The following is a 21,223-nucleotide window of genomic DNA, read 5'->3' as shown; positions in this document are numbered from 1 at the left end:
TCCTCCCCGAAAAGCCGGCCGCTACTTCACATTCACCTTCAGTTCCTGCCATAGCGCCAGATAGGCTTCGCGCTGCGCATCGGTGATCGGCGCCTGGAACTGGATGCGCTTGGCCACATCGGGATCCCCCATCACCTTGCGGTTGAAGGCATCTTCCGGAAGCGCCGCGACCGCTTTGGTGTTGGCCGACACCGGCGCGCCAACCTTGGTGACCCATTCGACATAGAAGGACGGGTCGATCATGTAGTTGATGAAGGCCTCGGCGCCGGCGACATTCTTGGAGCCGACCGGTATGGAAAAGGCGTCGAGCCAGGCGACGGCGCCTTCCTGCGGGATGACCAGCGCGACCGGCAGCTTGAAATGCGTCTTGGCGCGGTCGGCCGAGCCGCTCCAATAGGTGCCGATGTCGATTTGGTTGGAGGCGACCATCTGGTTCCAGTCGTTCTCAGAACTCCAGAATGTCTTGATCTGCGGCATCAGCGAGGTCAGCTTCGTCTTGACCGCTTCCATGTCCTTGATGTCGTTGATGTTCTGGCCGGTGGCGATGGCGCCGAATTGGACCGCTTCGACAGCGTCGTCGCGAATGACCACGCGACCCTTATGGGCCTCGTTCCACATTTCGGTAATGCTGGTCGGCGGCGTCTCGAAGGCCTTTTCGTTGATGGCGAGCGCGGTCAAGCCCCACACCCATGGCACGCCATAGACCTTGCCGTCGCGGGCGAGCATGGGCGAGCCTGCCTTGTCCGGGCTGATGTCGGCATAGTTGGGGATCTTCGAAACATCGATCGGCTGGATCAGTTTTTCCGCCATGGCCTGGTCGTTGAAGGCGGCGTTGATCATGACGACGTCGTAGAGGCCGGGATTGGTCCTGAGCTTGGTCAGCATTTCCTGTTCGGAATTGAAGAAGTCGTTGACGACCTTGTTGCCGGTCGCCTTCTCGAAGGCCGCGATGGCCCAGGGCTCATCGGCCCCGTAGCCCTTCCAGTTGAGCACATGCACTTCGGCGGCAGTGGCGGCCAGCGTGAATACGGAGGTGACGACGGCAGTCGCCGTCAGGAAAGCAGTCAGTTTGGGCATGCGCATGTTCGTTCCTCTCATTGTTTGCCCGGTTGGCGGGGCTTGTTACGTCTTTAGGCTGTCAGGCCTCTTGCTCCCGGCCGTGCACGGTCGTCATTCGATCGTCATGGCTGAGGAATGTCTGGATCTCCTGGTCGGTCGGCGCGGACGACCCGCCATGGCGGGTGACCGAGAGCGCCGCCGCCGCATTGGCGTAACTTGCCGCCTCGAAGGGCGGCACGCCGCGCGACAGTGCGCTGACGAAGGCGCCGATATGCGTGTCGCCGGCGCCATTGGTGTCGACGGCGGCGACCTTGAAGCTGGGCACGGCCTGCCTGCTACCGTCTGCCAGCCGCACGAAGCAGCCTTTTGCCCCGGCGCGGATGATGACCCCGTCGGCGCTCGGGCAATGATTAGAAAGAAGCCCGGCGGCAATGGCCTCGACATCGCCGGCACCGGCGATCTGGACCGCTTCGGCGGTGTTGCAGCTCAGCCAGCTCGTGCGCGCAAGCACCCGATCGAGAATGGCGCGCGGAATGTCTGATATGACCGGCGTCGGATCGAAGACGAAGGGAATTTCCGCCGGCAGCGCCTCGATCCAGTCGGCCAGCGCATCGCGGCTGCCGGGATAGCTCAGCGTGTAGCCGGAGGCGAACACCCAGTCCCCCGGCGCAACCCGGACAGACGCCATCATGTCGAGATTGAGCATGCTCTCGGCGCCAGGCCACGACACGAAGGTGCGCTCGGCGTCGCCGCTGATCATGGCGACGCAATTGCCGCTATCCATCACTGGCGATGGTGGCGTCAGCGTTGCGATGTCTTCGGCGGCGAAGGCGGCCCGCAGGAAATCGCCATTCGGCCCGCTGCCGAGCTGGCCGCCGAAGGCGACCTTCATCCCGGTGCGGCTGGCCGCGACCATCATGTTGAAGCCGCCGCCGGCGACCTGGGCATAGCTCGATGCGGTCTTTTCGGTGCCGGGCGCCGGCAAGGCGTCGATGCGGTAGACATAGTCCACCACCGCGCTGCCGACATGGAGGAGACGGCCGCTCATGTCAGGCTGAGCTCTGCTCATGCCGCCGCATCCTTGCCGGAGCTGCTTTTCGCCATCCGCATAGCGACCAAGTCGGCGGCAAGAGCGCGCACCTGAGCAATATCGAGGCCTTTCAGCCGGGCGATGTTTTCCTGTGGCAATCGGGAAAAACCGGCGCAGGCGCCCGCCATGCCGGCGGCGATGGCCCCGATCGTGTCGGTGTCGCCGCCGAGATTGGCGCTGATGACGGCCGCCTGCCAGGGATCGCCGCCGGCGATTTCCAGCACCGCGAAGGCCGCAGGAACCGATTCCTGGCTGGCGACGCCGGTGCCGACCAGATCGACGATCAGCCGGATTCCGTCAGCGACAGCCTTGCCGCGGACGAGGTCCCTCCCCCAGTCGATGCGTGCGGCAATATCACCGCCGGTGACCCAGTGTCCGAGCACTGCGCCGCGCCTAGCCGCCGCGATAGCTCGGTCCGAAGCTGCGCGCCAGCCGCCGCCGGCAACGCCGCAACTGACAGCGGCGGCGACGGCAGCGGCCGAGGCGATGGCGATCGAGGTGTTGTGCGTGGCGCGGCAGGTTTCGGCGACCTTGGCGACCAGCGCGTCGAGCGGCTCGGCTGGCATCATGATGCCGACCGGCGCGATGCGCATGGCCGCGCCATTGGTGTCACCGCCGCTTCCGGCCTCCTCAGCCGGCACGCCGTCATTGATGGCATCGATGGCGCGCTTGGTCGAAGGTCCGAGCAGATCGTAGCTGCCGCGCGCCTTCACGTCGCGCTCCCAGTCGAGCAGTGCGTTGACCCAGCGCGTATGGTCGAAGCTATCGCCTGAAACAACCAGGATACGGCCGAGCAGCAGCGCCTGTTCGGTGTCGTCGGTGACAGTGCCGGCGACCAAGCCTTTCGATACCGGATGGTCGACGACGGGCGCAACGAAATCCTCGACATTGCCGTAGAGCTCGGCGATGCGGGCCGGCGACAGCAGCTGCGTCGGCATGCCGAGCGCATCGCCCAGCGCACCGCCGATAAGCGCCCCCATCGCTCGGTCGATCGCCTCGGCGGCGTCCATGCTCAGAACTCCAGGTGAAGGGCGAAATGCGCCGGATTGAGCAGGCTGGTGACATATTCGATGGCGCGGCCATCGGCGGCGCGCGTCAACCGCCGCGTGCGCAGGAACGGCGCGCCGGGCGCGCAGTCGAGAATGGCCGCGTCCTCGGCGCTCAGCATCTCGATATCGACCCATTCCTCGCCATGGTCGGGGACAAGCCCCGCCCCGCGCAGTGTCTGGTGCAGCGAGCCTTCGCGCAGGCCGCGCAACGGCACGTCCTCCAGTTCGGGTGACAGCGGCAGGCGGCTGCGTTCGATCGAGATGGCGTGGCCGTCATCGGCGTTGGAGCGCACCCGGTCGACGGCGATGAAGAACGGGCTTTCGACGCCCAGCCTGGCGGCGAGCTCGGCATCCTGCATGACTTCGAGCCTGAGCGTGCGCGTCTCGGCATTGGCGCCGGCATTGGCCAGCGCGCGCGACCAGCCAACGGCGTCGTCGACCGGCATGCCGTCGAAGGTGACGAACGAGCCGATGCCGACCTTGGTGGTGATCAGCCCACGGCTCGACAACTCCTCAAGACCTTTGCGGATGGTGTTGCGGCTGACGGAGAAGCGCTGGACGAGTTCGTTCTCGCTCTGCAGGCGGTCGCCGAAACCGAGCACGCCGGAGCGGATCTCGTGCTCGAGGACGGTGGCGATCCGTTCGGGCTTGCCCGTTCCGGGAGATGACAGAGCCGTGCGACGCGCCATGGAATACCTGTTCAGTGGACCTGTATAGTCCTGTTCAATACTGTGACGTGGCCGTCATGTCAACGGCTCATGGCCAGCACGCTTGTTGAGTTCCCTGGCGTCCTCCATGCCGGGCAAGATCGCCCTGCTGATCACGAACGGTTCGTCGCAGGCCGGAATTTTATGGGAACCTTCACCACCCCCGAGCGGTTTTTTCTATAGTCGCAAATGCGGCGACAATCGAAAAAATGGAGACAAATGGAGACAAGCTATGCTTACGAAAATTCTCGCAGCGTCCTTACTCGCCGCTGGTCTGGCGACCTCTGCGATGGCCCAGAATGCCAGCGACCCAGACGCTGACATGGGTACTGGCAGCGACAGAAGCGTCGTCACCGACCCGGCCCCGATTGATCCGAACCTGGCCGAACCGGATACTGTCGATCCCGGGATTACTGGTAGCATTATTGCGGGCCCTGATGGCTTGAATTCCAATGCCGATCAGAACTGCCCTATAGGCCCGCAGGGCGCGATGCCCGATGCAACGAACAAGGCTCCCGGCACGGTTTCACCGACCGTCAACGACAATCACTGCGGCAAGTAACCGAGATCGATTTCGGGAACTCACGCTTTTCGGCCGCGGCACGGACAGAGCTTCGTCTCGCGGCCGAAGCGCTATATGTTCTAGCTCGCTGAAGCCTTGCGCGGCCGGGCAGCCTTTGGCTTAGTGCCCTTGGGCTTGCTATCCTTGGCCGTGCTATCCTTGGGCTTGGCGGCCGCCGGCCCCTTCGGCCGAGCCGCCTTCGCTTTCGGCTTGCTGTCCTCACCGTCGATCTCGGCTGTGGCCTGGTCCCAGTGCTGCTGATGCGCACCGTCGGGCCGGCCGGCTTGTTCCCAGATCGCGTGGGCCCGCTGACGAATGCGTTCTTGCCTGTCGTCCGTCACTGTTGCCTCCATCGGCTCGAATCCGTGAGCGACAACTGTTTTAGCTGAAATTTCGATCGGCGTCTTGAGCGGCTTCAGCCCTAGTCGGATAGAACCGCGACACCGAGGAGTGCTGCCTTCTTGGTGATCAGCCCCGCCAGATCCGCGTCCGAGCGCTCCGTTCCAGTTCGCTCACGCACCGCTGCAATCAACTCCTTCATCGACAACAGGGCAGTGCCCCGTTCAGCAAGCAATTTGTCGACAGATGCGGCCACATTGACATTGGAAGACTCGACATGCGGCAACATGGAAATGGCTCCTTCCCGCGACAAGACGATCAACAGCCGGCTGCCTGCCGGCGAGCCGCCGCTCCCTCTTGCGTCTTCCCGAGAGAGCGGCGGGTGAAGGTCAGTCGATGACCTGCACGATCCTGCGGGTGCCGGGATCGACCAGCACGGTGCGATCGTCGACGACCACGTATCTGTATTCCATGTCGGGAACGTCGATCGGATGAAGCTCAACCGTGTCGGGCAAGGTGGAACCGACATTGAGCTCCACTCCCAGAAGGCTGATCGACGCCAGCGGGTGCCTCTGCACGTATTCGCGGACGACTGTCTGCTGCTCGGGCGTGATAATCACCTGGTCTGCGGTGGCCACGCCGACACCGGCGAGCAGAACCAGCCCGGCGGCGGCAGGAACAAGGTGGATTTTCATCGTCTTCTCCTGTCTGGTTTGCGGACTCCGCCTTCCACAGTCAGGAACGGCAAGCCCAGATTGCAAAACGCCCACGCAACCTTCTTGTTCCGTGAGCGGCCGCTAATCGATCGCCGCATTGGCGCAGCCTTGATGCGTTGCTGCGAGAAATCGCAGTGGCCCGCGTTCCTGTCCGCAGGCACGCGGGCCGATCGGATCTCCCGATCAGCAGCGATACCGGAGGGGGGTGATATCGACTGCTTCGACAAGAACAATTAGCAAGAACTAATGTTCCGGGCCGCAAGCGAAAAAGCCTGCGAACCGCCGCGAGACGGCGAGCGCGGCCTATTGTTTCGGCGGCTGCGCCGGCACCTCGCCGGGCTTGATCACCGGCGTCCTGCCTTCGTCCGGCGGCGGTGCGGCCATGCCCTGATCGCCCGTCGGCGGCGGCTGCAGCACGCCGTTGCAGGGATCAAGCATCTCAGTCAGGCTGTTGTTGATGGCTGGCGGCTTCTGCTGCTGGCCGTTCTGCGGTTCGGCCTGGCAAGGGCCGGCGGGCGCCTGGTCGGGTGTCTGGTTATCCGTCTGGGCGGCAACCGGCGCCGCCAACGCCAGTGCGCCCAGCATCAACATGCTCGGCAAGAGTGCGAAAGGTTTCATATCGAACTCCTTTCCTGCGAAGGACCATCTCCTAGCCAAAGCAGTGGGCGGCGATTGGTTCCCGCATGCGGCAACGCGCCCAGCCCCATGCTGGTTCAGGAAACGCCCGCAAATTCATGAGCTCCGTTGCTATTCGACCGACACGATAGTTTTGAGCAGCAATGCGGATGACATCCGTTGAAGACGCAAAAAAACCGCCCCGTTTCCGGGGCGGGCGCGGCATGTTGAGGAATCGTTAATCAGCGATTGCTACTATAGCGAGATCATGACCAAGAACCTCGGAAACGCCGTCAGGAACGCCCCAAAGGAACCGGCAAGGAACTCCGTGCTCAGCCGGCTGGCGCCGGCCTTGTTTCCCCTGGCGGTCGTCGCGCTGGGGTATCTGGTCGGCCGGCAATTCTTCGGCTTCTAGGGCATCCGGTCCCGCGGCTTCACACGAAAAACCTTGGATCGAGCGCCGGCTGCTTCTCAGTCCGGGAAATCGAAGACCGGTTCCTCGCATCGATGGACACGACATTGACCGTCACGCGTCCGGATATAGGAGGTGACAGGCACTTCGGGCCAGTCGCATTCATTGCCGAATTGGCGGACATATCGATCATAGGTGTTGCGGCCGGTGGTCAGGACGACTGCACGCCGGCTCTGGATCAGAAGTTGCGTCTGTTCGCATGTCATGGTGCGCGCATCCGGCCGGGCGTAAGCCATGCTTGTGGCGGCGAGCAGGATCGCTGCGGCTGTCGAGACGATTGGGCGAGCTGGCATGGGTACATCCTCACAAGGGTCGTGCCTAACGCGCACCTTCGCCCGTGGTTCCGCAATCTTCACCCCGAGCGGTATCTCCCGCGGGAGACTGTTTACCGCGGCGCAATAAGACAGGCGCAATCACTCCTCCTTCCCCGGCTTGAACCGCCTCACCACCACCTCGAAGACGATGTCCGAGATCCACATCGCCGAGACGCCGATGAGGAACGCCGCGGCCAGCGTCGTGGTGTCGTCGTCAGGCGACGGAATCGGCAGGCCGGTGGCGCGGAAGTAGTGCACCACTGGCAATGTCAGGTAGGCCGCCGCCAGCGCGCCGCAGATCGGCGACGCCACCATCTCGCGAACCTTGTAGCGGTGGCGTGACAAGGCTCGCAAGATGCCGCCGGAAAGGCCGGCGACCACCACCGGCGCCTTGATGCCGAGAGCATCGAGAAGCTCCTGTATCATGGCTTCCACCCGCACCATCTGGCGCCCTTCCCGTTATAGGCATTCACCTCGTCGAGCTCGGGTCGCGTCATGGCTGCGACGACCGCCACCGACGGACGGCGCTGCTGGTTGTGTTCGCACCAGACCTGACGCGCCGGCGAAACCGGCGTTGTGCATCCGGCGAGCAACAGGCAGAGGATCAGTGCTTTGCCCATCGCATCGCCTCCCGCCGTGCCGCTTCGTCCGGCAGGTCGCGCGCCGCGCGTTCGGCATCGGTCGCCTCGCGGCCCATTTCGAGGCGATCCTGCGCGGCGGCGAGTTCTTCCGCCGCTCGCCTGGCCGCGTCCTTCTTGGCCCGGCTGATGCCTCCGGCGACATAGAGCCCGACGCCGCCAACCAGCGCGGCGAAGATCGACATGACCGTCTTGTTGCCGGCGAGCGCGCTCAGCATGGAAAGCACCCACATCTCAATTGCCCTCCACGGCGGGCTGCTTTTTGACGAGGCCGGCGACGCCGTCGCGGACGACATTCATCAGGATCTTGAGCAGGGTCAGCACCCCGGTGATCTTGAGCGCCAGGGCGGCGTCGATGCCGAACATCGTCCAGTCGAAGCCGACCAGGCTGGTGAGCAGCAGGATCAGCACATTGATCAGATTGTGTGCGGCATTCGTATTGAACCACTTCATGGCTTTGCCTTTCGAAACAAGGAAAGGATTGCGGCAACCAAGGAGGCCACGACTACGGCCCAGGGCCGGACTCCAGCCTTGCCCGGCTCTGCCTTCGGGGCCGAAGGCGTGGGACCGTCCGGTTGTGGAGCCTGTGGGATCGGGACAGGCGCTGGAGGCTGCGCTGGGGCAGCGGGCGGCCACGGCGTGTCCTTGATCCCAGACCATTTGCGGAACGCGTCGGCAAGCCGGGTGTCATAGGCGTTCTTCCTGTAGGACGCGCCGTTGTAGCCCTTGGCAAAGCCGGCCCAATCATGCTTGCGCAATTTGTCGTCGAGCCGGTTCGCGGCGATGAAATTGACCGCCGCCGCCAGCTGCAGCGCCTCGTCCTCCATCATGGCTTCGACCATGGCCTGCACGGTGAGGAAGCCGGCCGCCTCGAAATTCTCGCCGAGAACCTGGCCGAGACCCCATGACGCCGATCTGAGCGCCGCCGTCTCGTCGATCGCGCAGGCGGCTTTCAGGCGCGGATAGCTGTCCCGGGGATAAGGCTTTTCGCCCCACCTGACATAGGCAAGGCCAGCCGCGACAGCTTGTGCCCGCGCCGTCCCCGACAGGTTGCGGAAAAAGACATGCGGCTCGAACAGGATGATCGGCCGGCCCTGGGCGTCGAAGCCATGCCCGCTGGTCTTGACATCGAGGAAGGCATGGATCTCATCCTCGCCGACGCCGATCCTGGCGCCAAGCCTCGGCAGATCGAGATCGGTGAGGCGCCTGGCGGCGCCCTTGAACGTGGTGTCCATGGGTTTCCTTTCCGCCCTCGCGGGCAGGTTGATGTTTGCAAGCGATTGTGTGAAATGAGCCCAAAGGGGAGGACAGGCCCATGTCGCAAGATGACGGAACGGCCGCGGCGCGCTGGACGGTGAAGGCCGAACTATGCGCGGTCGGCCGCGATAAGCCGTTGCTTGTGGCTCTGGCAGCGATCTTCTGCCTCTATTGTGGGGTGGTCGCCGGGCCGATCCTCTATGCGTTCCTGGCCATCCGGGGCATGGCGGATTTCTTCAAGTGACGGTGTCGACCATTTGAGAACAGCTCGATCCGTCTTGCCAACTCAAGCGAAATTGCTTAGCCGGGATGAAACTGCTCCCATGAACCGTTCGTACCTTGTGGGACACAGGGTGCGGGAGGGCACGTGACAATAAGGATCAGGCTTCCGGGCGGGACGTTGAAGATCAAGAAAAGGGACGAGCTTCGCCGCCGCGAGCAGAAGCGCGAAGTCCCGGTCTGGCAGGTCGGAAAGTACTTCATCGTCTGGTGGCCGAGCAGCATGTCGCCGTCCGGGCGCCCACCAAAACAATGATCCCGAGCCTGCGACCCGAACCCTTCTGGAACCAGTTGCAGAAATAGCCCCAGAAATAGTCAACGACCGGCCATTGACTATTCCGCCGCGGAAGCTCTTTAATTGCTGCGCTGCACAATGGGGTTGGGCTGATGGCGGTTCGTATCAAGTTGCCGGGCGGCACCTTGAAGCTGAAGGTGTATCGGGAATTGCGCGAGCGCGAGCGCGCCCGCCGCGTGCCGGTTCTGAAGATGGGCTCGCTGTATTTTACCTGGTGGTCGAGCCGCCAGCGTCCTTTGAACGACCAGCCGGGTGCATCGGACGATCCTGACCGGCCCCAGGCAATGCGTTGACGACCTGGACCATCATCGGGCGCCTGCGCTCAAATCCTTCCGGAAAATAGTCAAAGAACTCGCCTATCGGCTGTTGACTCTTCCTTGGGGGAAGTTCTCTAATTGCTGCATTGCACATCATCGTTGCGTTGCACGGCGGGAGTTGAACCGATGGCAGTGCGTATCAAATTGCCGGGCGGCACCCTGAAGATGAAAGTTTATCGCGAATTGCGGGTGCGCGAACGCGAGCGCCGCGTGCCGGTCATGAAGATAGGTTCGCTGTATTTTATCTGGTGGTCGAACAGCCAGCCTCACAACAAGGCGCAAGACAGCCATCAATAGCTGTTGCGCCATTCGCCTGTCTTAGACGCGCAAAAGACGCTCCAAGTCTTTCAATCCATACGCCAAGCCAGCTCAACCGGCGGTCAGATGCGCCGGCAGAAAAATCATCGACCGACAAGACGCAGCCGCTCTCTACCTGCGATGGCGAAGTGTCTGCGCAGCCCCTTTGCCAGAGACCTCACGATCACGCTTGCAAAACGGAGGTGCTTGCCGCAAATGATGGGCAGATGGGCAGATGGGCAGACGGTCGAGGAGTCGATCTATGAGCATCCGATCCCGTATGCACACCTTACTTCGCGCGAGTCCCCTCCGCTACTATTATCACCTCATCAAGGGGCAGATCGGCGGAGCCCCTCAGTCCGATGAAAGCGTAATTTTGTCCCGGATTGCCGGACAATGCCCCCGTACTTTCTTGGAATTTGGGTTCCATCCCACAGAGTACAATTGTATCGGGCTTCGAGACTTTCAGGGCCTTCTGGTGGACGGGGACGCACAAACTGTTCGATTGGCCCGTTCCCTCCTTCCGAAACATATCGAAGCACGCCAGAGTTTGATCACTCTCGACAACATCCATAGCTTGGGAGTGCATTTTCCGCAGCTTGGGGTGCTTTCGGTCGACGTGGATGGAAATGACTACTGGTTCCTCAAAGCCCTGCTGCCGGTGCGTCCATCAGTCATCGTGGCCGAGTACAACGCCAGCTTTGGCCTCAATCCGATCACCGTGCCGTATGATCCGTCGTTCGATCGGAATCAGAAGCACGACAGCGGCTGGTATCACGGCGCTTCGATCACCGCCCTGACGAAGCTCTGCAAAGACCAGGGATACAAGCTCGTCGCCGTGTCGGCCGCTGGCGGCAATGTGTTCTTCCTGCCTCAATCATCAGATCTACCCGAATTGGAACCTGCGCAAGCCTATCGCGAAAGCGCTCTGCGCAATCGTTGGTCCGGCACGACGGCGAAAGACCAGTGGCAGTGCATCAAGCACATGCCTTTTGTCGATGCGTCCTGAGATCGAAGAACAATGCCCACCTCTTCGCTTCACAATCTACGCGGTTGATCAGCAGCGACAAATTTCCATGCCGATCGCCATGCGTGGATGAGGGAAAGATGCGCGAGCATTTCAAAGAGGTTGCAGCAAAATGCCGCACATGCATGTAGCGCTCTACGATGGCGCAGTGCTCATTGATGAGCGGCAGCCAAACGCATCATTTCACCAGTCGCGGCTCAGGCCGGACCAAAGCGTCGGCCGGGACGTCCGAACGCACGATCGAGCCGGCAGAAATTACCGCCCGGTCGCCTATCGTCACCCCTTTCATGATCATGGCGCTGTTACCGATCCAGACATCATCTCCAATCGTGATCGGTGCTGAGCGGATGCCTGGGTCGACGCGCGGATGGCCCTCGCGAAAGATGGCCTGCATCTGCGCGAAACGCTTCTGCGGGTCCATCGGATGCGAGTTGGTATCGTGGATGGCTACCCCCCATGAGACGTGGACATGCTTGCCGATCTTGATACCCACTGGATCAGACGACCAAATCGTCGAGCCTGGACCAAGATAGAACCAATCATCGATCTTGATCCGACCCTCGTGGGCGAAGACCTGCAAATGCCCGTCCAAATGGCTGTCGGATCCGATTGAGACCCGAGACCGGTCGCCGTGGATGTTGAAGATTTCCGCCCCGGCGCCGAACTTCGTGCGCGACCCGATGATGGCATTTTCCCTTGCAGCGCCGGTAGCGATCCATGACCAAAAGCGGCGGCGAAGAGCGAGGATGGCGGAGAAGATGCGCATTCGCGAACATCTGCCACACACCACCTTTCCAGTCTAGGCTCCGAAGAGGCCCCGCCGCGCCATCTGACGCAGGCACTCGGCGTCATAGGTGGCGTGGCGCAGGGAGCCAGCGGCGTTCGGGTGCAACTCGTCAGCCATGTAGAGTGTCGACGTGAGGTAGCCCATGCCGCTCTGGGAGATGTCGATGAACGGAATGCCCAGCGCGTGAGCTACCTCGCGCTCAGCCTTGAAGAACTGATCCATCGTGTTGCCCTGGCCGTTGACGCGACCGACACGGTGGGTCGCGTGACCAGGACCGCCGCTGTAAGTTCCGATCATGACGATCTTGGCGTTCGGTGCCTGTGCCCGAATGGCGACGCATGCCGCCCACAGCGACCCGTAGTGAGTGGCGTAGGTCGTGTCGCCAAAGGCACCGAGAGGCACCTCCTGCGCACCAAAGGCGTTTGGACCAGGCTCCAGAGTGACGAGCTCCGTGTCGGCCGGAATGTCGACGATCCTGTTCGACATTCCGTAGCTAGGGTAGGCGGTAGTGCTCAGTCCCAGTGCCGAGCCACTGACGCCGAGGTTGGTCAGGACCATGCCCGTCTGGCCTGCGAGCAGCGTCGCATAATAGGCGCCGATCGTGATGCTTGATCCCAAAGCCGCCCATTTAACGCCAACCAGGGCTTCGCTTTCATCGTCGTAGGGATCGCCACCAATGTTGGACGGGTCTGCTAGGAGGCCGAGATACAAAGCGGCATTCGGGGTGACCGTGAGACCTGCGCTTTTCGACCAAGAAGAGGTGGACAGGTCCTCCGAGGAGAAGAAGGCATTCGTCCCGCCATTGATGCGGAATTCCGACCGCTGAATGTAGAGGCCTGACACACCGTCGCCTACGTAAGGGTGCGTCCCCGTCTCTTTGAAGATGCGGTGCTGCCAATTAGAGGAAGCCGATGCCGTTGCTGTCGCCTCGACCGTGCATTGAAACCAACCGTTGCCAAGAGCCAGAACGCTCGCCGCAGTGACTGCCGCGCCTCCCTGTGAGACAGTTCCGAGTTCCAGATCGAAGGTGCAGTCGATGACCGCCGCGCTATTCGAAAACAGGTTGAGGCGTTTTCTCTCAGCCCTCTTGGCGATCACCTTCCAGACAATGAGGTCCCCGACGGCAACAGATTTCGCCTGCCAGGTCGAGGGACTTCCCGACACAGCCGACTCAACGACCTTCGATGCCGTTATGCGGCCTCTGACGATCACGTCTAGGTCATCAACAATCGGAGGCAGGGGGATTAGGACCGGTTCATACGGACTGGTCGTGGTGGTCACAGTCACGCTCTGCTTGGTGAAGGCAGCATTGGCTGGGTCGCTGCTCGGGAACAGGTTGGCCATCAGGCCCTGTTTGCGCAGCACGATGCTTCGGATGTACATGCCGCTCACACCGTCAGCCGCGTATGGCAAGGCGCCGGCAGCAGACATGCGGGCCTGCACATTGTTCGTGACGTTGGCGGCGACAAGAACGACGGCCTTGCACTCATACCAACCTCCGCCGAGAGCTGCCATGGCTGTGCTGACCAAGTTCGCTCCCGAACTACTGGAGACGAGACCTTCTTCGAGGTTGAAGTTGGCTGTGTAGGATGCTCCAGCCGCAGAGTGGATAAGCTGCAGGGCGCTTCGCTCTCCAGCCTTGGCAACGACAACGTGCTCGATCGTCTCGCCCGACACAAAAGAGTAGGATCGATAGACGGACGGGCTGACCGCCCCGGCCGCCTCTACGAGCTTGGCGGTCGGAACGCTTAGGCCTTCGATCATCGCCAAGCTATCGACGTTCGAAAGCAGCGCGGACATTGCCGCCCTGACGCCGGTATCGGTCGCTGCCGGGCCGACCGTCACATGGTAGAGGCCAAGAACGCCGGTCGAAACTTCGGTCCAGAAATATTCGCCAACTGCCGCATTTGTACCGAGCACGACAGCGGCGGCCGCGCCTGCCAACCCCGCCGATGCCGCGAAATTGAAGCTCGGCGCCACAGTGTAGGAGCCGGACGCGGTGATCAGGATTTGCGTCAGCGCGCCGCCGGCGACCACGAAGCGGCCGGCGGCACCCGAACCGGCACCGCCGGTAAACGCCAGGTCGAAGGTGCCGTCCGTGCCACTGGCGCCCGCCGTGATCGCACCGCTGCCGACGACGCCAAGGCCGATCGCCGCCGCGATCGTCGGAAAGACGCCCTTGCCGTATAGCGACGCATCACGCGCCGCCTGGGCACTGGCCAGATTGGTCGCGGTAGTGACGACATCGGCGGCGGTTTGTCCGGCATTGGCGGCGGAGTTGGACGCGCTGGCAGCTGCCTGGCCGGCACTGGCCTCAGTGGCATCTTTCAGCACCTGCGTTTCATCGCGCAGCGCTTCGACCTCATCGACAACGCCCGAAACGTCGGGCGGCACAAACGGGATAATGGCGATGGCGTCAGTGCCCACGACCGGCTCGTCGGCCGTAAACTGAAACACCCGGTCGGAATTGGCTGACCCGACCTGCGTGTGAACCGTCGTTCCCTTCTGCAAGGTGCGGGCGGTTCGGGCGTCGGCGGCACGGAACCATTCGCCTTCGCTCGCCGTGTAGATGCCGTTCTGCGTCGGGTCGTTCTGGTCCTTGACCAGCACCCGGTCGCCGACCGCCGCCAGCACGCCGTCGATGGTCTGCAGGCCGTGGAGGATGACGTTGACCGTGGTCGCCTGACGCACAGGTTCGCGTTCGCCGGTCAGAAGTCGAACGGCGGCAGTTGCAGGTCGGGCCATCAGGCTTGCTCCATGAAAAAAGCCCCGCGAAAGCGAGGCTGGAAAGTGCTATGATTCCAGCGGGCGCGGGACGCGCGGTCTATGGCACATCCGCGGTTGGCGTAACCGGCGAGCGCCCCTGCGTGATGGGTGGCCAGCGCAAGGCCGGCGACAAGGACGCTGATGACGTCTGCTGGACTGATTTGTTTCGGATGCGCCGTTGTTTTGGATCGTCTCTGCCGCTTCCACTGCATCCTCGCTGAGATGTCGGCCCAGCAGTCAGTTGGGGACGAGCGAGCGTATTTCGCATTCTGCGGGACGCCGCGTAGGCACGTTAGGTGCTGCGCATTTCAGCAAAGGGTTTCACAGGCTATGCCGTCCTTGTCGCGGTCTAGCTTCCCACCCCACGAGCAGTTGCCGAGATACCATCGGGCTTCGTCGCAAGAGCTTATCTGAGAGCACGTTCGGCGAGGCTGGCAGGTCCAGCTTTGAACAAGAGCACTTGGCGACACCAGGCCAAGGGGTTTGCCTGTCGAAAGACCTTGGTCATGGCGCTCTGCGCGCCAGTCCCAAGGCTCCTGAAATGAACCGGCCCAAATGCCGCGCATGGCTGCCTTTGCAGCTGCCTGCTGGCCCGCATAGATGCCGCTGCTGTATTTCGGCCAGTCGAGTGCCAGACCTTGCTCTACAAGCCACTGCTGGACGCCGCGACCGTCAGCACGCTCACAATCACCGACGAGCCGACCGTAACGATCCCGGTCGACAAAGGTACAGTGCAGGGGCCGTGATGCGGCAAGGAAGGTGTCCAACGCGTCGGCAGCGCGGCGCCCACAGGGATATTCGAATCCCTTGGCGTCATCGCAATACTGCCGGCTCTCAGGTGCGTCGATGCCGTTGAATCGAATCCTTTGGCCTGCAATCTCTACCGTGTCGCCATCGATCACGGAGGCGCGGCCTTCCATCGAACCGGGCAACGGCTCGGTCCAGTTTGTTATCCTGCTCTGAAGGCTTGCGGTGCTCTGTATTACGAATTGGGTGATTGTGGCGGCAAGCGTACCAACGGCGAGAAAGAGGAGCCCCAAGAGCGGTCGCGGCAGCCGCCGTGACGGCCTTCTTCTGCCGGCGTGCCTTCGCCAGCGGCCAGCCTGATTGGCGCCTTGATAACGGTGGTCTTTGCCCACGCCCGCTCTCCCCGAAGAGAGAATGCCGCCATTCCGGGCGAGAGTCCAGAAGCTGCCCTAGCCGGTCGGCAGCGGCGTTGTGCCTTTCGGTCGGCGGGACTTTTTCACCAGTTCGACCGAGCTGGCATCGACCGTGATCCGCCCGAGCACCTGCACCGTTACGCGGCGCAACTCCTCGTCAACGTGTACGACCTCGCCTTCAAGCCTGATCCTGTCGCCTGGCTTGGCCTTCGGATCGATGGTTGAATAGGGCTGATTTGCCGTCCAGATATGCAGGGTCACGCGATCCTCAATACGCTTGCCCACCGTGGCCATGATCGCCACCTTGTCGCCGATATTGATCTCCCGCGGCATGGATAGGATTCTGGTGCGGGTGGGGTCTTAGTCAAGAGATTGGTAATATCCGAGACAGCGCGCTTCGCTCTAGCGGGGACGGCCCCAGCGGCTTGGTTGCGAGGTAGGGACTTCCCCGGCACAGTCAGATCGCTCCGTCCCGGCGCTGCGCCGCGTGCGGTCGGAACAAATGGGATCGAAGCCGGTTAACAATCGAAGGGACCGCAAACGAAGCGGTATGATGATGATTGATATTTTTAGCTTCGAATTGGCCAATGCCAGGCTGCGCGTAAAACGAGCCGAGCGATCGCTTAAGCAAGCGAAGTTGGCGGACGATGGCTGCGTCGCCGTCAATCTCGCGTTGTGCGACCGCATACGGTCCGAGCAAAGGCGCGTGAGCGAGGCGAGGCAACGCATGACGAAGATCGATGCCAACAGCCCCGCCAGCAATCATATGTGAGTGTTCGCCTCACCTGAAATTGCCCCGGCTACTTTGCCCCGCCACACCTCTAAAGGGGTGGTGGTGAGGCTGTATAGTTGCCACGGGCGCCACACCTTGCCACACCCGCAGGTGAGGCTGTGGGGCAGATGCCGGCGAAGAAGAGGCCTTCGTCTTTCATGCCGGCTCACCGCAGACATAAAATGCGAGCGGGTTCCGCTTGCTGTCGAGGCGTTCCTCAGTGCCAATAGCGCCGGTTTCCTGCCATGTCCGAAGAATGCACTTGATCTTCGCTCTGGCAGGCTTCTAAAGCCCCGTGCGTTCGCTCGACTTCCTGCCAGCACCGTTTCGCCCGACATCAGGGAACGATATTGCCCGCCATGTGTTAGAAACTCATGGACACCATGAAACCCCACGGGCGCGGGATGGCGGCCGATACTGCCGAGCAGCGCATCAAACGCGCCGAGCTCGCGCTTCAACGCACTGAAGAAATGCTGGCCGAGAACCTCGCGCTGCGCAACAGGATACGAACTGCGGTCGAGGCCGCAGACCGCTTGGTGAAGATCGATCCCCCCAGCTTTGAAGGACGTCGCGCGGGTTGAACTGGGCCGGCGTTTCATTCGTCGCGACCTTCAGGCCACCGGCGCCACCACTCTCGCCCCAGAACTGTGCCAACCACATCAACGTCTGGGCTGCACGCTCGCGAACAGCCGGAACCACCGGCGCCCACAAGCGGTTTACCAATCGAAGGGACCGCAATGGATTCGGAATAATGGAACTTTTAGATATGGAACTGGCGCGAGCCCGACAGCGGCTTAATCGGGCCGAGCGCTCCCTTGAGCGTGCGAACGAGATGCTGGATGATGACCGCGGTGTCGGCCTCAATATCGCGCTGTGCAGCAGGATACGGGCTGCGCAACAGCGCGTAATTAAGGCCAGATCGCGGTTGACGAGGATCGATCCCACCAGCGTTGACGGAGTTCGCACGGGTTGAACCATCCGGCCCGTCGACATGAAGGGGCAGCCGGGGGGGTACGGTCTCCCTCCGATCAGCCCGCGACCTCTCCCGGGGGCGCGGGCGTTTTTCGCGCTAGGTGCGACTAGGTCCTGGTACCTCGTCGAGGAGATTTGGACCATTGCTCACAGGCATCTGGCCAACGGGAGTAAGCTTGTCCACCGCGTCGGGCAGTTCTCTTGTGAGCCGGTCGAGAAGTTCGTCGCGGGACAATCCGGTTTGCTCAGCGAGATCGCTCAACGTTTGCGGGTCGATCGCTTGCGCAACCTGGTCGCGCTGAACGGGGCGATTTGATCCTGTACCGACCCAAGAATCTACTTGATCACCCGCCCCCGCGTTCCGCAGACGGTCCAGGATATCGCCGAGCCCGCCGGGGGAGCCCGCGTTTTTGGGATCTGTCGTGTTCGTGCCGGCGATTAACTCGCCGATCTTGTCCCTGTTCTTGTAGGCAAGCAGGCCAAGCAAGGCTATGGCGACTTTTCCTATGTCAAGGCTCATTTCGGATCTCCTTCCATGAAGAACGGACAAGGCATGCGGCTTTGAAAGGTTCCACGGAATTGCTGCTGGGCTGGTTTTCCGTTCGGTTAGGGTGGTTGGGGCGCCCCGGTCGGCTCCTGGCGAGACTTCAGCACGCGCGCGTCGCGCAGGAATGACGCGCGATCGTCCCCGTTTGGGGCGCGCCAACAGAAGGAACGCGACGGCCTCTCCCCTCGTTGACTGCTTTTGGTGGAGCCATCGTCATGCCATCCACCTCGATAAGCAAAACGGAATACGATCCGGAGCGCAAAATACTTTCGGTGTGGTTCGTCGCCAGTGGCAAACGCTACGAGTTTGAGGACGTGCCGCCGGAGACCTTCGCCGAGTTCCGAGCCGCCTTCGCCAAGGGCCGCTTCTTCAACGACCACATCCGCAATCACTTCCGCTACCGTCTGGTTGGACCCGCGGTCGGCTGAGCAGCATCAGCGGACCTTTTGGCAGGGATGCGGCTCATTCGCCGTTGCCCTCCGGCCAGCCCTTTGCGAAGGCAGGTCCGACATCGGAACGAAAGGCGGATTCGCGAATTCTACTGCTAGATAATCGGAATCGTCGCCCATGAGGCTCGCGACTCTCCACCTTGAAACTGCGAGATACGGCGACGTATATCGCGCCGAAAGGCTCGCGCGGCTGAGGCAGCAAATGATCCGGCACATCAATCGCACTGACGCCTCGGCTCAAAAAGTCGAGCAAGCGCTGGCTAGTCTGGCCGAAGTAAACGCACCCATGGACCGGCTCGCGCGGCATCAGTAGGGCCCGCGCTCATGCGCAAGATGCCGCACTCTTTCAATTCACAGGCTGCAGCGGTTGATGCTCTGGTTTCGCGTGATGAAGGACCTGGCCAAGATCGCGCATGTCGAAATCTTGTCCGCACACTGGACAATGTTCGAAATGCTCCGCCTCGGGCTTGATCGGCCGGTCGTGGTCTTTGCCCGTGTAGCCAGTGGCCTCGTTGTCGGTACGGATCTTCATTGACCTGCAACGTTGACGATGCCAGTTTTGTTGCCCGCACCGTTTATTTCCGGAACCTAATATAACCAGACGAATTGAATGGCGGTCTCGTGAGTGCCGTTCATGCGTTTAGAGTTTATCGAGCCGTTGATGCCGACGTTGGTGGACAAGCCTCCGGAAGGAGGCGACTGGATCCACGAGGTCAAGTTCGACGGCTACCGCTCGCAAATCATCATCGACGAAGCGGGTACGCGCATCTTCACGCGCAACGGAATGGACTGGACGGCGAAGTATCCCGATTTGGTCGAGACGGCGAAAGGGCTTGTTGTCGAAAGCGCGATCGTCGACGGGGAGATTATCGTTCCGAATGAAACTGGTCTCGCCGATTTCGCTGCTTTGCGGAGGGCGATTACCCGCCGCCAGCATGACCTCTATTTCGTCGCCTTCGATCTCCTGCACTTTAATGGTAATGACCTGCGCGACTTGCCCCTGGAACATCGGCGCGAGCTGCTTGCCGATTTGATCCCCTCGGAGACTCGCATCCAATTCAGTCAGTCTCTCCCCGGGGAAGCCAAAGCAATTTTTCATCTGCTTGATCAGGCCGGTCTCGAGGGGATGGTCTCGAAGCGCTGTGGCAGCAAGTATCGCAGCGGCCGGTCGATCAACTGGCTGAAGGTGAAGTGCTACACTGTCGACGAATATGAACTGCTCGGCGTCGAGCGCGAGGCCGGCAAGCCGGCATTCGCCCTGATGGGCGAGATCGGCACGCGCAGGTATGTCGGCTCAGCATTCATCAATTCGAGCCGAGCGATCCGCGAGCGGCTATGGAAGCGGGTCCAGGAGCACGCCGGCGAGGCCCCTAGGGGTATGAAGAAGCGCCCGGCAACACAGTGGGTGAAACCGGGGATCAAAGCCCGCGTGAAGCACCTCCGGGGCGAGGAAGACCTTCGGCACGCTTCGCTGCAGGATTTTTGGGATGAGAGTTAGCGACCAGTGGCAAAGGATCAACATTTCAGGAATATAATCCTCCCGTTGCGGCGAGCCCTTCAACGGAGATTCGCCATGCCTCGAAAGACCCTCGCCGACACTCTGACCGCCGGCGAGACCATCTATGTCAATTGTGCGCACCCGATGTGCTGCAAATCGACGAAACTCGACATTCAGGCGCTGATTGACAGGCTCGGCCGTGACCACGGCTCGATGCATGACGACTTGGTCGGGCTCTTTGTCTGCTCAAATTGCAATACTGCCGGCCGTGACCGCCGGCAGGTGTTCTTCACATGCATTCCTGACTACGAAGGCCAGCAGCGGGCACGCAATCGCGACTTGAAGCCAACCTTCGAACGAAGGGACTGAAAGTGGCGGGCGCCGCTTGGGGGGCGTTGGGGTAGATTGCCTGTAGACGCAAGCAGCGCCCGGCAGGGCGCGCTTGACGATTGGAGCGTGGGCTCGTCTGTGCTTAGGGCCCTGCTTTGACGGCGCATTGCGGAAACTGTCCCGTTGCCCGATCTGCAAGCGCCTTTTTCGTCTCAGCTTCTGTCACGCAGGCTCGGCCAACCATCTTGACGGTGAAGCCGTTGGACTGGAGGCAGCGAACTATATATCGGTCGCGCAACTCCATCTCCCATGCTGGCGATTTGCCACCTGACAGGAATCTGTCGCGTTCGCCTGCCGGTCGGCCTCGATCCGGTCGAAAGGCTGCGGCTTATGACAATCCGACAACGCGCCTGCCAACGCGCCTCTTTGTCCAGCCGGCGATTGTCAGTCCCAACGCCATGCCGGCGCAGTCGGCAACCCAGTCCAGCCCATCCAGATCGCGCCCTATCAGCTGCGAGCCCTGAAGAACCTCGATCGCCGCGCCGGTAAAGGCGAGGACGAAAATCAGCTTTGCCCTGTGTTCCGGCCAGCCGAGGCTTCCCAAGGCCGCCAGCACGACGAAGGCGATGGCGTGGTTGAGCTTGTCGTCATGAAACGTGACGGCCATGCCGAGATCCGGCAGGAACCGCACCGGCAGAAGAGCGAGCAGGAGAACGCCGGTCAACGTGACCAGAAAAACGATCCTTGCCAGCATCGGATAAGAGTCTAAGCGCAACAAGATGGGGTCCTTCATCTGAAAAGCCTAGTTGGGCCAGGTGAATTTCCGTTCCAATGATCGCATCAGCGTTTGGGAATTTCAAATCCAGAACCACAAGCCTGTGTCGTAAGAAAGGCCGCCGTCGCTCTTGT

General features: G+C 61.7%; 32 protein-coding genes. 11 read left to right on the top strand and 21 right to left on the bottom strand.

What is annotated here, in order from left to right:
- Window positions 1-21 precede the first annotated feature (21 nt).
- Genes EJ075_RS22470 through EJ075_RS22455 form a run of 4 tightly spaced genes read right to left on the bottom strand, consistent with a single transcriptional unit; the run spans window position 22 to window position 3,887 of the window.
- Window positions 22-1,083 (bottom strand): ABC transporter substrate-binding protein, encoded by a 1,062-nt coding sequence (locus tag EJ075_RS22470; protein ID WP_126105783.1) that lies wholly within the window; start codon window positions 1,081-1,083, stop codon window positions 22-24.
- Between the two features lie 55 nt (window positions 1,084-1,138).
- Window positions 1,139-2,107 carry a PfkB family carbohydrate kinase gene (locus EJ075_RS22465; RefSeq protein WP_126107421.1) on the bottom strand — a complete coding sequence of 323 codons (969 nt, stop codon included), beginning with the start codon at window positions 2,105-2,107 and terminating at the stop codon, window positions 1,139-1,141.
- A 17-nt stretch (window positions 2,108-2,124) separates the two neighbouring features.
- Window positions 2,125-3,159: an ADP-ribosylglycohydrolase family protein gene (locus EJ075_RS22460; protein ID WP_164547167.1), complete on the bottom strand. Its 1,035-nt coding sequence runs from the start codon at window positions 3,157-3,159 to the stop codon at window positions 2,125-2,127.
- A 2-nt stretch (window positions 3,160-3,161) separates the two neighbouring features.
- The gene (locus tag EJ075_RS22455; RefSeq protein WP_095482664.1) at window positions 3,162-3,887 is read right to left on the bottom strand and encodes a GntR family transcriptional regulator; all 726 of its coding nucleotides are present in this window, start codon (window positions 3,885-3,887) and stop codon (window positions 3,162-3,164) included.
- Window positions 3,888-3,993: 106 nt separating this feature from the next.
- On the opposite strand from EJ075_RS22455, the gene EJ075_RS22450 reads away from it, so the two are divergent.
- Window positions 3,994-4,467, top strand: coding sequence for a hypothetical protein (locus EJ075_RS22450; protein WP_245457990.1), 474 nt, complete (start codon window positions 3,994-3,996; stop codon window positions 4,465-4,467).
- Window positions 4,468-4,547: 80 nt separating this feature from the next.
- On the opposite strand, the gene EJ075_RS22445 is transcribed toward EJ075_RS22450, so the two are convergent.
- The 4 genes from EJ075_RS22445 to EJ075_RS22430 all read right to left on the bottom strand — a co-directional run bounded on the left by EJ075_RS22445 (window position 4,548) and on the right by EJ075_RS22430 (window position 6,140).
- A complete protein-coding gene (locus EJ075_RS22445) occupies window positions 4,548-4,808 on the bottom strand; it encodes a DUF2934 domain-containing protein (RefSeq protein WP_126105782.1) in 261 nt (86 codons plus the stop codon).
- A gap of 80 nt (window positions 4,809-4,888) precedes the next feature.
- Window positions 4,889-5,095, bottom strand: a complete 207-nt coding sequence (locus tag EJ075_RS22440) for a hypothetical protein (protein ID WP_095482666.1) — start codon at window positions 5,093-5,095, stop codon at window positions 4,889-4,891.
- 100 nt (window positions 5,096-5,195) lie between these two features.
- Window positions 5,196-5,501 carry a DUF1236 domain-containing protein gene (locus EJ075_RS22435; protein ID WP_095482667.1) on the bottom strand — a complete coding sequence of 102 codons (306 nt, stop codon included), beginning with the start codon at window positions 5,499-5,501 and terminating at the stop codon, window positions 5,196-5,198.
- Window positions 5,502-5,825: 324 nt separating this feature from the next.
- Window positions 5,826-6,140, bottom strand: coding sequence for a hypothetical protein (locus EJ075_RS22430; protein ID WP_095482668.1), 315 nt, complete (start codon window positions 6,138-6,140; stop codon window positions 5,826-5,828).
- A gap of 265 nt (window positions 6,141-6,405) precedes the next feature.
- Here EJ075_RS22430 and EJ075_RS33250 point away from each other — a divergent pair, with 265 nt between their 5' ends.
- The gene (locus EJ075_RS33250; RefSeq protein WP_164547166.1) at window positions 6,406-6,552 is read left to right on the top strand and encodes a hypothetical protein; all 147 of its coding nucleotides are present in this window, start codon (window positions 6,406-6,408) and stop codon (window positions 6,550-6,552) included.
- A gap of 56 nt (window positions 6,553-6,608) precedes the next feature.
- Here EJ075_RS33250 and EJ075_RS22425 read toward each other — a convergent pair whose 3' ends face one another.
- From EJ075_RS22425 to EJ075_RS22400, 6 genes are all read right to left on the bottom strand, one after another.
- Window positions 6,609-6,902, bottom strand: a complete 294-nt coding sequence (locus tag EJ075_RS22425) for a hypothetical protein (RefSeq protein ID WP_095482670.1) — start codon at window positions 6,900-6,902, stop codon at window positions 6,609-6,611.
- Window positions 6,903-7,022: 120 nt separating this feature from the next.
- Window positions 7,023-7,349: a hypothetical protein gene (locus EJ075_RS22420; RefSeq protein WP_245329720.1), complete on the bottom strand. Its 327-nt coding sequence runs from the start codon at window positions 7,347-7,349 to the stop codon at window positions 7,023-7,025.
- The gene (locus tag EJ075_RS22415) at window positions 7,346-7,543 is read right to left on the bottom strand and encodes a hypothetical protein (RefSeq protein ID WP_126105781.1); all 198 of its coding nucleotides are present in this window, start codon (window positions 7,541-7,543) and stop codon (window positions 7,346-7,348) included. Before EJ075_RS22415 ends, EJ075_RS22420 begins: the two co-directional genes overlap by 4 nt.
- On the bottom strand, window positions 7,528-7,794 hold the full coding sequence (locus EJ075_RS22410; protein WP_095482671.1) for a hypothetical protein: 267 nt from the start codon (window positions 7,792-7,794) through the stop codon (window positions 7,528-7,530). Before EJ075_RS22410 ends, EJ075_RS22415 begins: the two co-directional genes overlap by 16 nt.
- Before the next feature lies 1 nt (window position 7,795).
- Window positions 7,796-8,014 (bottom strand): hypothetical protein, encoded by a 219-nt coding sequence (locus EJ075_RS22405; RefSeq protein WP_126105780.1) that lies wholly within the window; start codon window positions 8,012-8,014, stop codon window positions 7,796-7,798.
- Window positions 8,011-8,796, bottom strand: a complete 786-nt coding sequence (locus EJ075_RS22400) for an N-acetylmuramidase family protein (RefSeq protein ID WP_126105779.1) — start codon at window positions 8,794-8,796, stop codon at window positions 8,011-8,013. Before EJ075_RS22400 ends, EJ075_RS22405 begins: the two co-directional genes overlap by 4 nt.
- 80 nt (window positions 8,797-8,876) lie before the next feature.
- Here EJ075_RS22400 and EJ075_RS22395 point away from each other — a divergent pair, with 80 nt between their 5' ends.
- From EJ075_RS22395 to EJ075_RS22385, 4 genes are all read left to right on the top strand, one after another.
- Window positions 8,877-9,062, top strand: a complete 186-nt coding sequence (locus EJ075_RS22395; protein ID WP_095482674.1) for a hypothetical protein — start codon at window positions 8,877-8,879, stop codon at window positions 9,060-9,062.
- A 422-nt stretch (window positions 9,063-9,484) separates the two neighbouring features.
- Window positions 9,485-9,685, top strand: a complete 201-nt coding sequence (locus tag EJ075_RS22390) for a hypothetical protein (protein ID WP_126105778.1) — start codon at window positions 9,485-9,487, stop codon at window positions 9,683-9,685.
- Window positions 9,686-9,835: 150 nt separating this feature from the next.
- Complete coding sequence (locus EJ075_RS33245; RefSeq protein ID WP_164547164.1) at window positions 9,836-10,006, top strand: hypothetical protein; 171 nt, start codon at window positions 9,836-9,838, stop codon at window positions 10,004-10,006.
- 262 nt (window positions 10,007-10,268) lie between these two features.
- Complete coding sequence (locus EJ075_RS22385; RefSeq protein ID WP_126105777.1) at window positions 10,269-11,015, top strand: hypothetical protein; 747 nt, start codon at window positions 10,269-10,271, stop codon at window positions 11,013-11,015.
- A 196-nt stretch (window positions 11,016-11,211) separates the two neighbouring features.
- Here the strand turns inward: EJ075_RS22385 and EJ075_RS34040 are convergent, their stop codons facing one another.
- The 4 genes from EJ075_RS34040 to EJ075_RS22365 all read right to left on the bottom strand — a co-directional run bounded on the left by EJ075_RS34040 (window position 11,212) and on the right by EJ075_RS22365 (window position 16,079).
- Entirely contained in the window at window positions 11,212-11,799 is a 588-nt protein-coding gene (locus EJ075_RS34040) for an acyltransferase (RefSeq protein WP_095482677.1), read from the bottom strand.
- Between the two features lie 33 nt (window positions 11,800-11,832).
- Window positions 11,833-14,565, bottom strand: coding sequence for an SGNH/GDSL hydrolase family protein (locus EJ075_RS22375; RefSeq protein WP_126105776.1), 2,733 nt, complete (start codon window positions 14,563-14,565; stop codon window positions 11,833-11,835).
- Window positions 14,566-14,894: 329 nt separating this feature from the next.
- Window positions 14,895-15,725, bottom strand: a complete 831-nt coding sequence (locus EJ075_RS22370; RefSeq protein WP_245457989.1) for a thermonuclease family protein — start codon at window positions 15,723-15,725, stop codon at window positions 14,895-14,897.
- Window positions 15,726-15,782: 57 nt separating this feature from the next.
- Entirely contained in the window at window positions 15,783-16,079 is a 297-nt protein-coding gene (locus tag EJ075_RS22365) for a hypothetical protein (RefSeq protein ID WP_126105775.1), read from the bottom strand.
- A 217-nt stretch (window positions 16,080-16,296) separates the two neighbouring features.
- Between EJ075_RS22365 and EJ075_RS22360 the strand changes: the two genes are divergently transcribed.
- Window positions 16,297-16,518 (top strand): hypothetical protein, encoded by a 222-nt coding sequence (locus EJ075_RS22360; RefSeq protein WP_245457988.1) that lies wholly within the window; start codon window positions 16,297-16,299, stop codon window positions 16,516-16,518.
- A gap of 374 nt (window positions 16,519-16,892) precedes the next feature.
- On the top strand, window positions 16,893-17,099 hold the full coding sequence (locus tag EJ075_RS22355; protein ID WP_126105774.1) for a hypothetical protein: 207 nt from the start codon (window positions 16,893-16,895) through the stop codon (window positions 17,097-17,099).
- A 488-nt stretch (window positions 17,100-17,587) separates the two neighbouring features.
- On the opposite strand, the gene EJ075_RS22345 is transcribed toward EJ075_RS22355, so the two are convergent.
- The gene (locus tag EJ075_RS22345) at window positions 17,588-18,010 is read right to left on the bottom strand and encodes a YidB family protein (RefSeq protein WP_126105772.1); all 423 of its coding nucleotides are present in this window, start codon (window positions 18,008-18,010) and stop codon (window positions 17,588-17,590) included.
- Window positions 18,011-18,252: 242 nt separating this feature from the next.
- On the opposite strand from EJ075_RS22345, the gene EJ075_RS22340 reads away from it, so the two are divergent.
- Window positions 18,253-18,465 carry a KTSC domain-containing protein gene (locus EJ075_RS22340; protein ID WP_126105771.1) on the top strand — a complete coding sequence of 71 codons (213 nt, stop codon included), beginning with the start codon at window positions 18,253-18,255 and terminating at the stop codon, window positions 18,463-18,465.
- Between the two features lie 367 nt (window positions 18,466-18,832).
- On the opposite strand, the gene EJ075_RS22330 is transcribed toward EJ075_RS22340, so the two are convergent.
- A complete protein-coding gene (locus EJ075_RS22330; protein WP_126105769.1) occupies window positions 18,833-19,018 on the bottom strand; it encodes a hypothetical protein in 186 nt (61 codons plus the stop codon).
- 102 nt (window positions 19,019-19,120) lie between these two features.
- Between EJ075_RS22330 and EJ075_RS22325 the strand changes: the two genes are divergently transcribed.
- Together EJ075_RS22325 and EJ075_RS22320 are read left to right on the top strand one after the other, a co-directional pair.
- Window positions 19,121-19,984, top strand: a complete 864-nt coding sequence (locus tag EJ075_RS22325) for an ATP-dependent DNA ligase (RefSeq protein WP_126105768.1) — start codon at window positions 19,121-19,123, stop codon at window positions 19,982-19,984.
- A gap of 75 nt (window positions 19,985-20,059) precedes the next feature.
- On the top strand, window positions 20,060-20,353 hold the full coding sequence (locus EJ075_RS22320) for a hypothetical protein (RefSeq protein ID WP_126105767.1): 294 nt from the start codon (window positions 20,060-20,062) through the stop codon (window positions 20,351-20,353).
- Window positions 20,354-20,702: 349 nt separating this feature from the next.
- On the opposite strand, the gene EJ075_RS22315 is transcribed toward EJ075_RS22320, so the two are convergent.
- Window positions 20,703-21,107: a hypothetical protein gene (locus EJ075_RS22315; protein WP_245457987.1), complete on the bottom strand. Its 405-nt coding sequence runs from the start codon at window positions 21,105-21,107 to the stop codon at window positions 20,703-20,705.
- Window positions 21,108-21,223 lie beyond the last annotated feature (116 nt).

It is taken from the genome of Mesorhizobium sp. M6A.T.Cr.TU.016.01.1.1 (assembly GCF_003952585.1).
GTDB classification, from domain to species: Bacteria; Pseudomonadota; Alphaproteobacteria; order Rhizobiales; family Rhizobiaceae; genus Mesorhizobium; species Mesorhizobium mediterraneum.
This window is presented reverse-complemented; position numbering and strand designations above follow the sequence as displayed.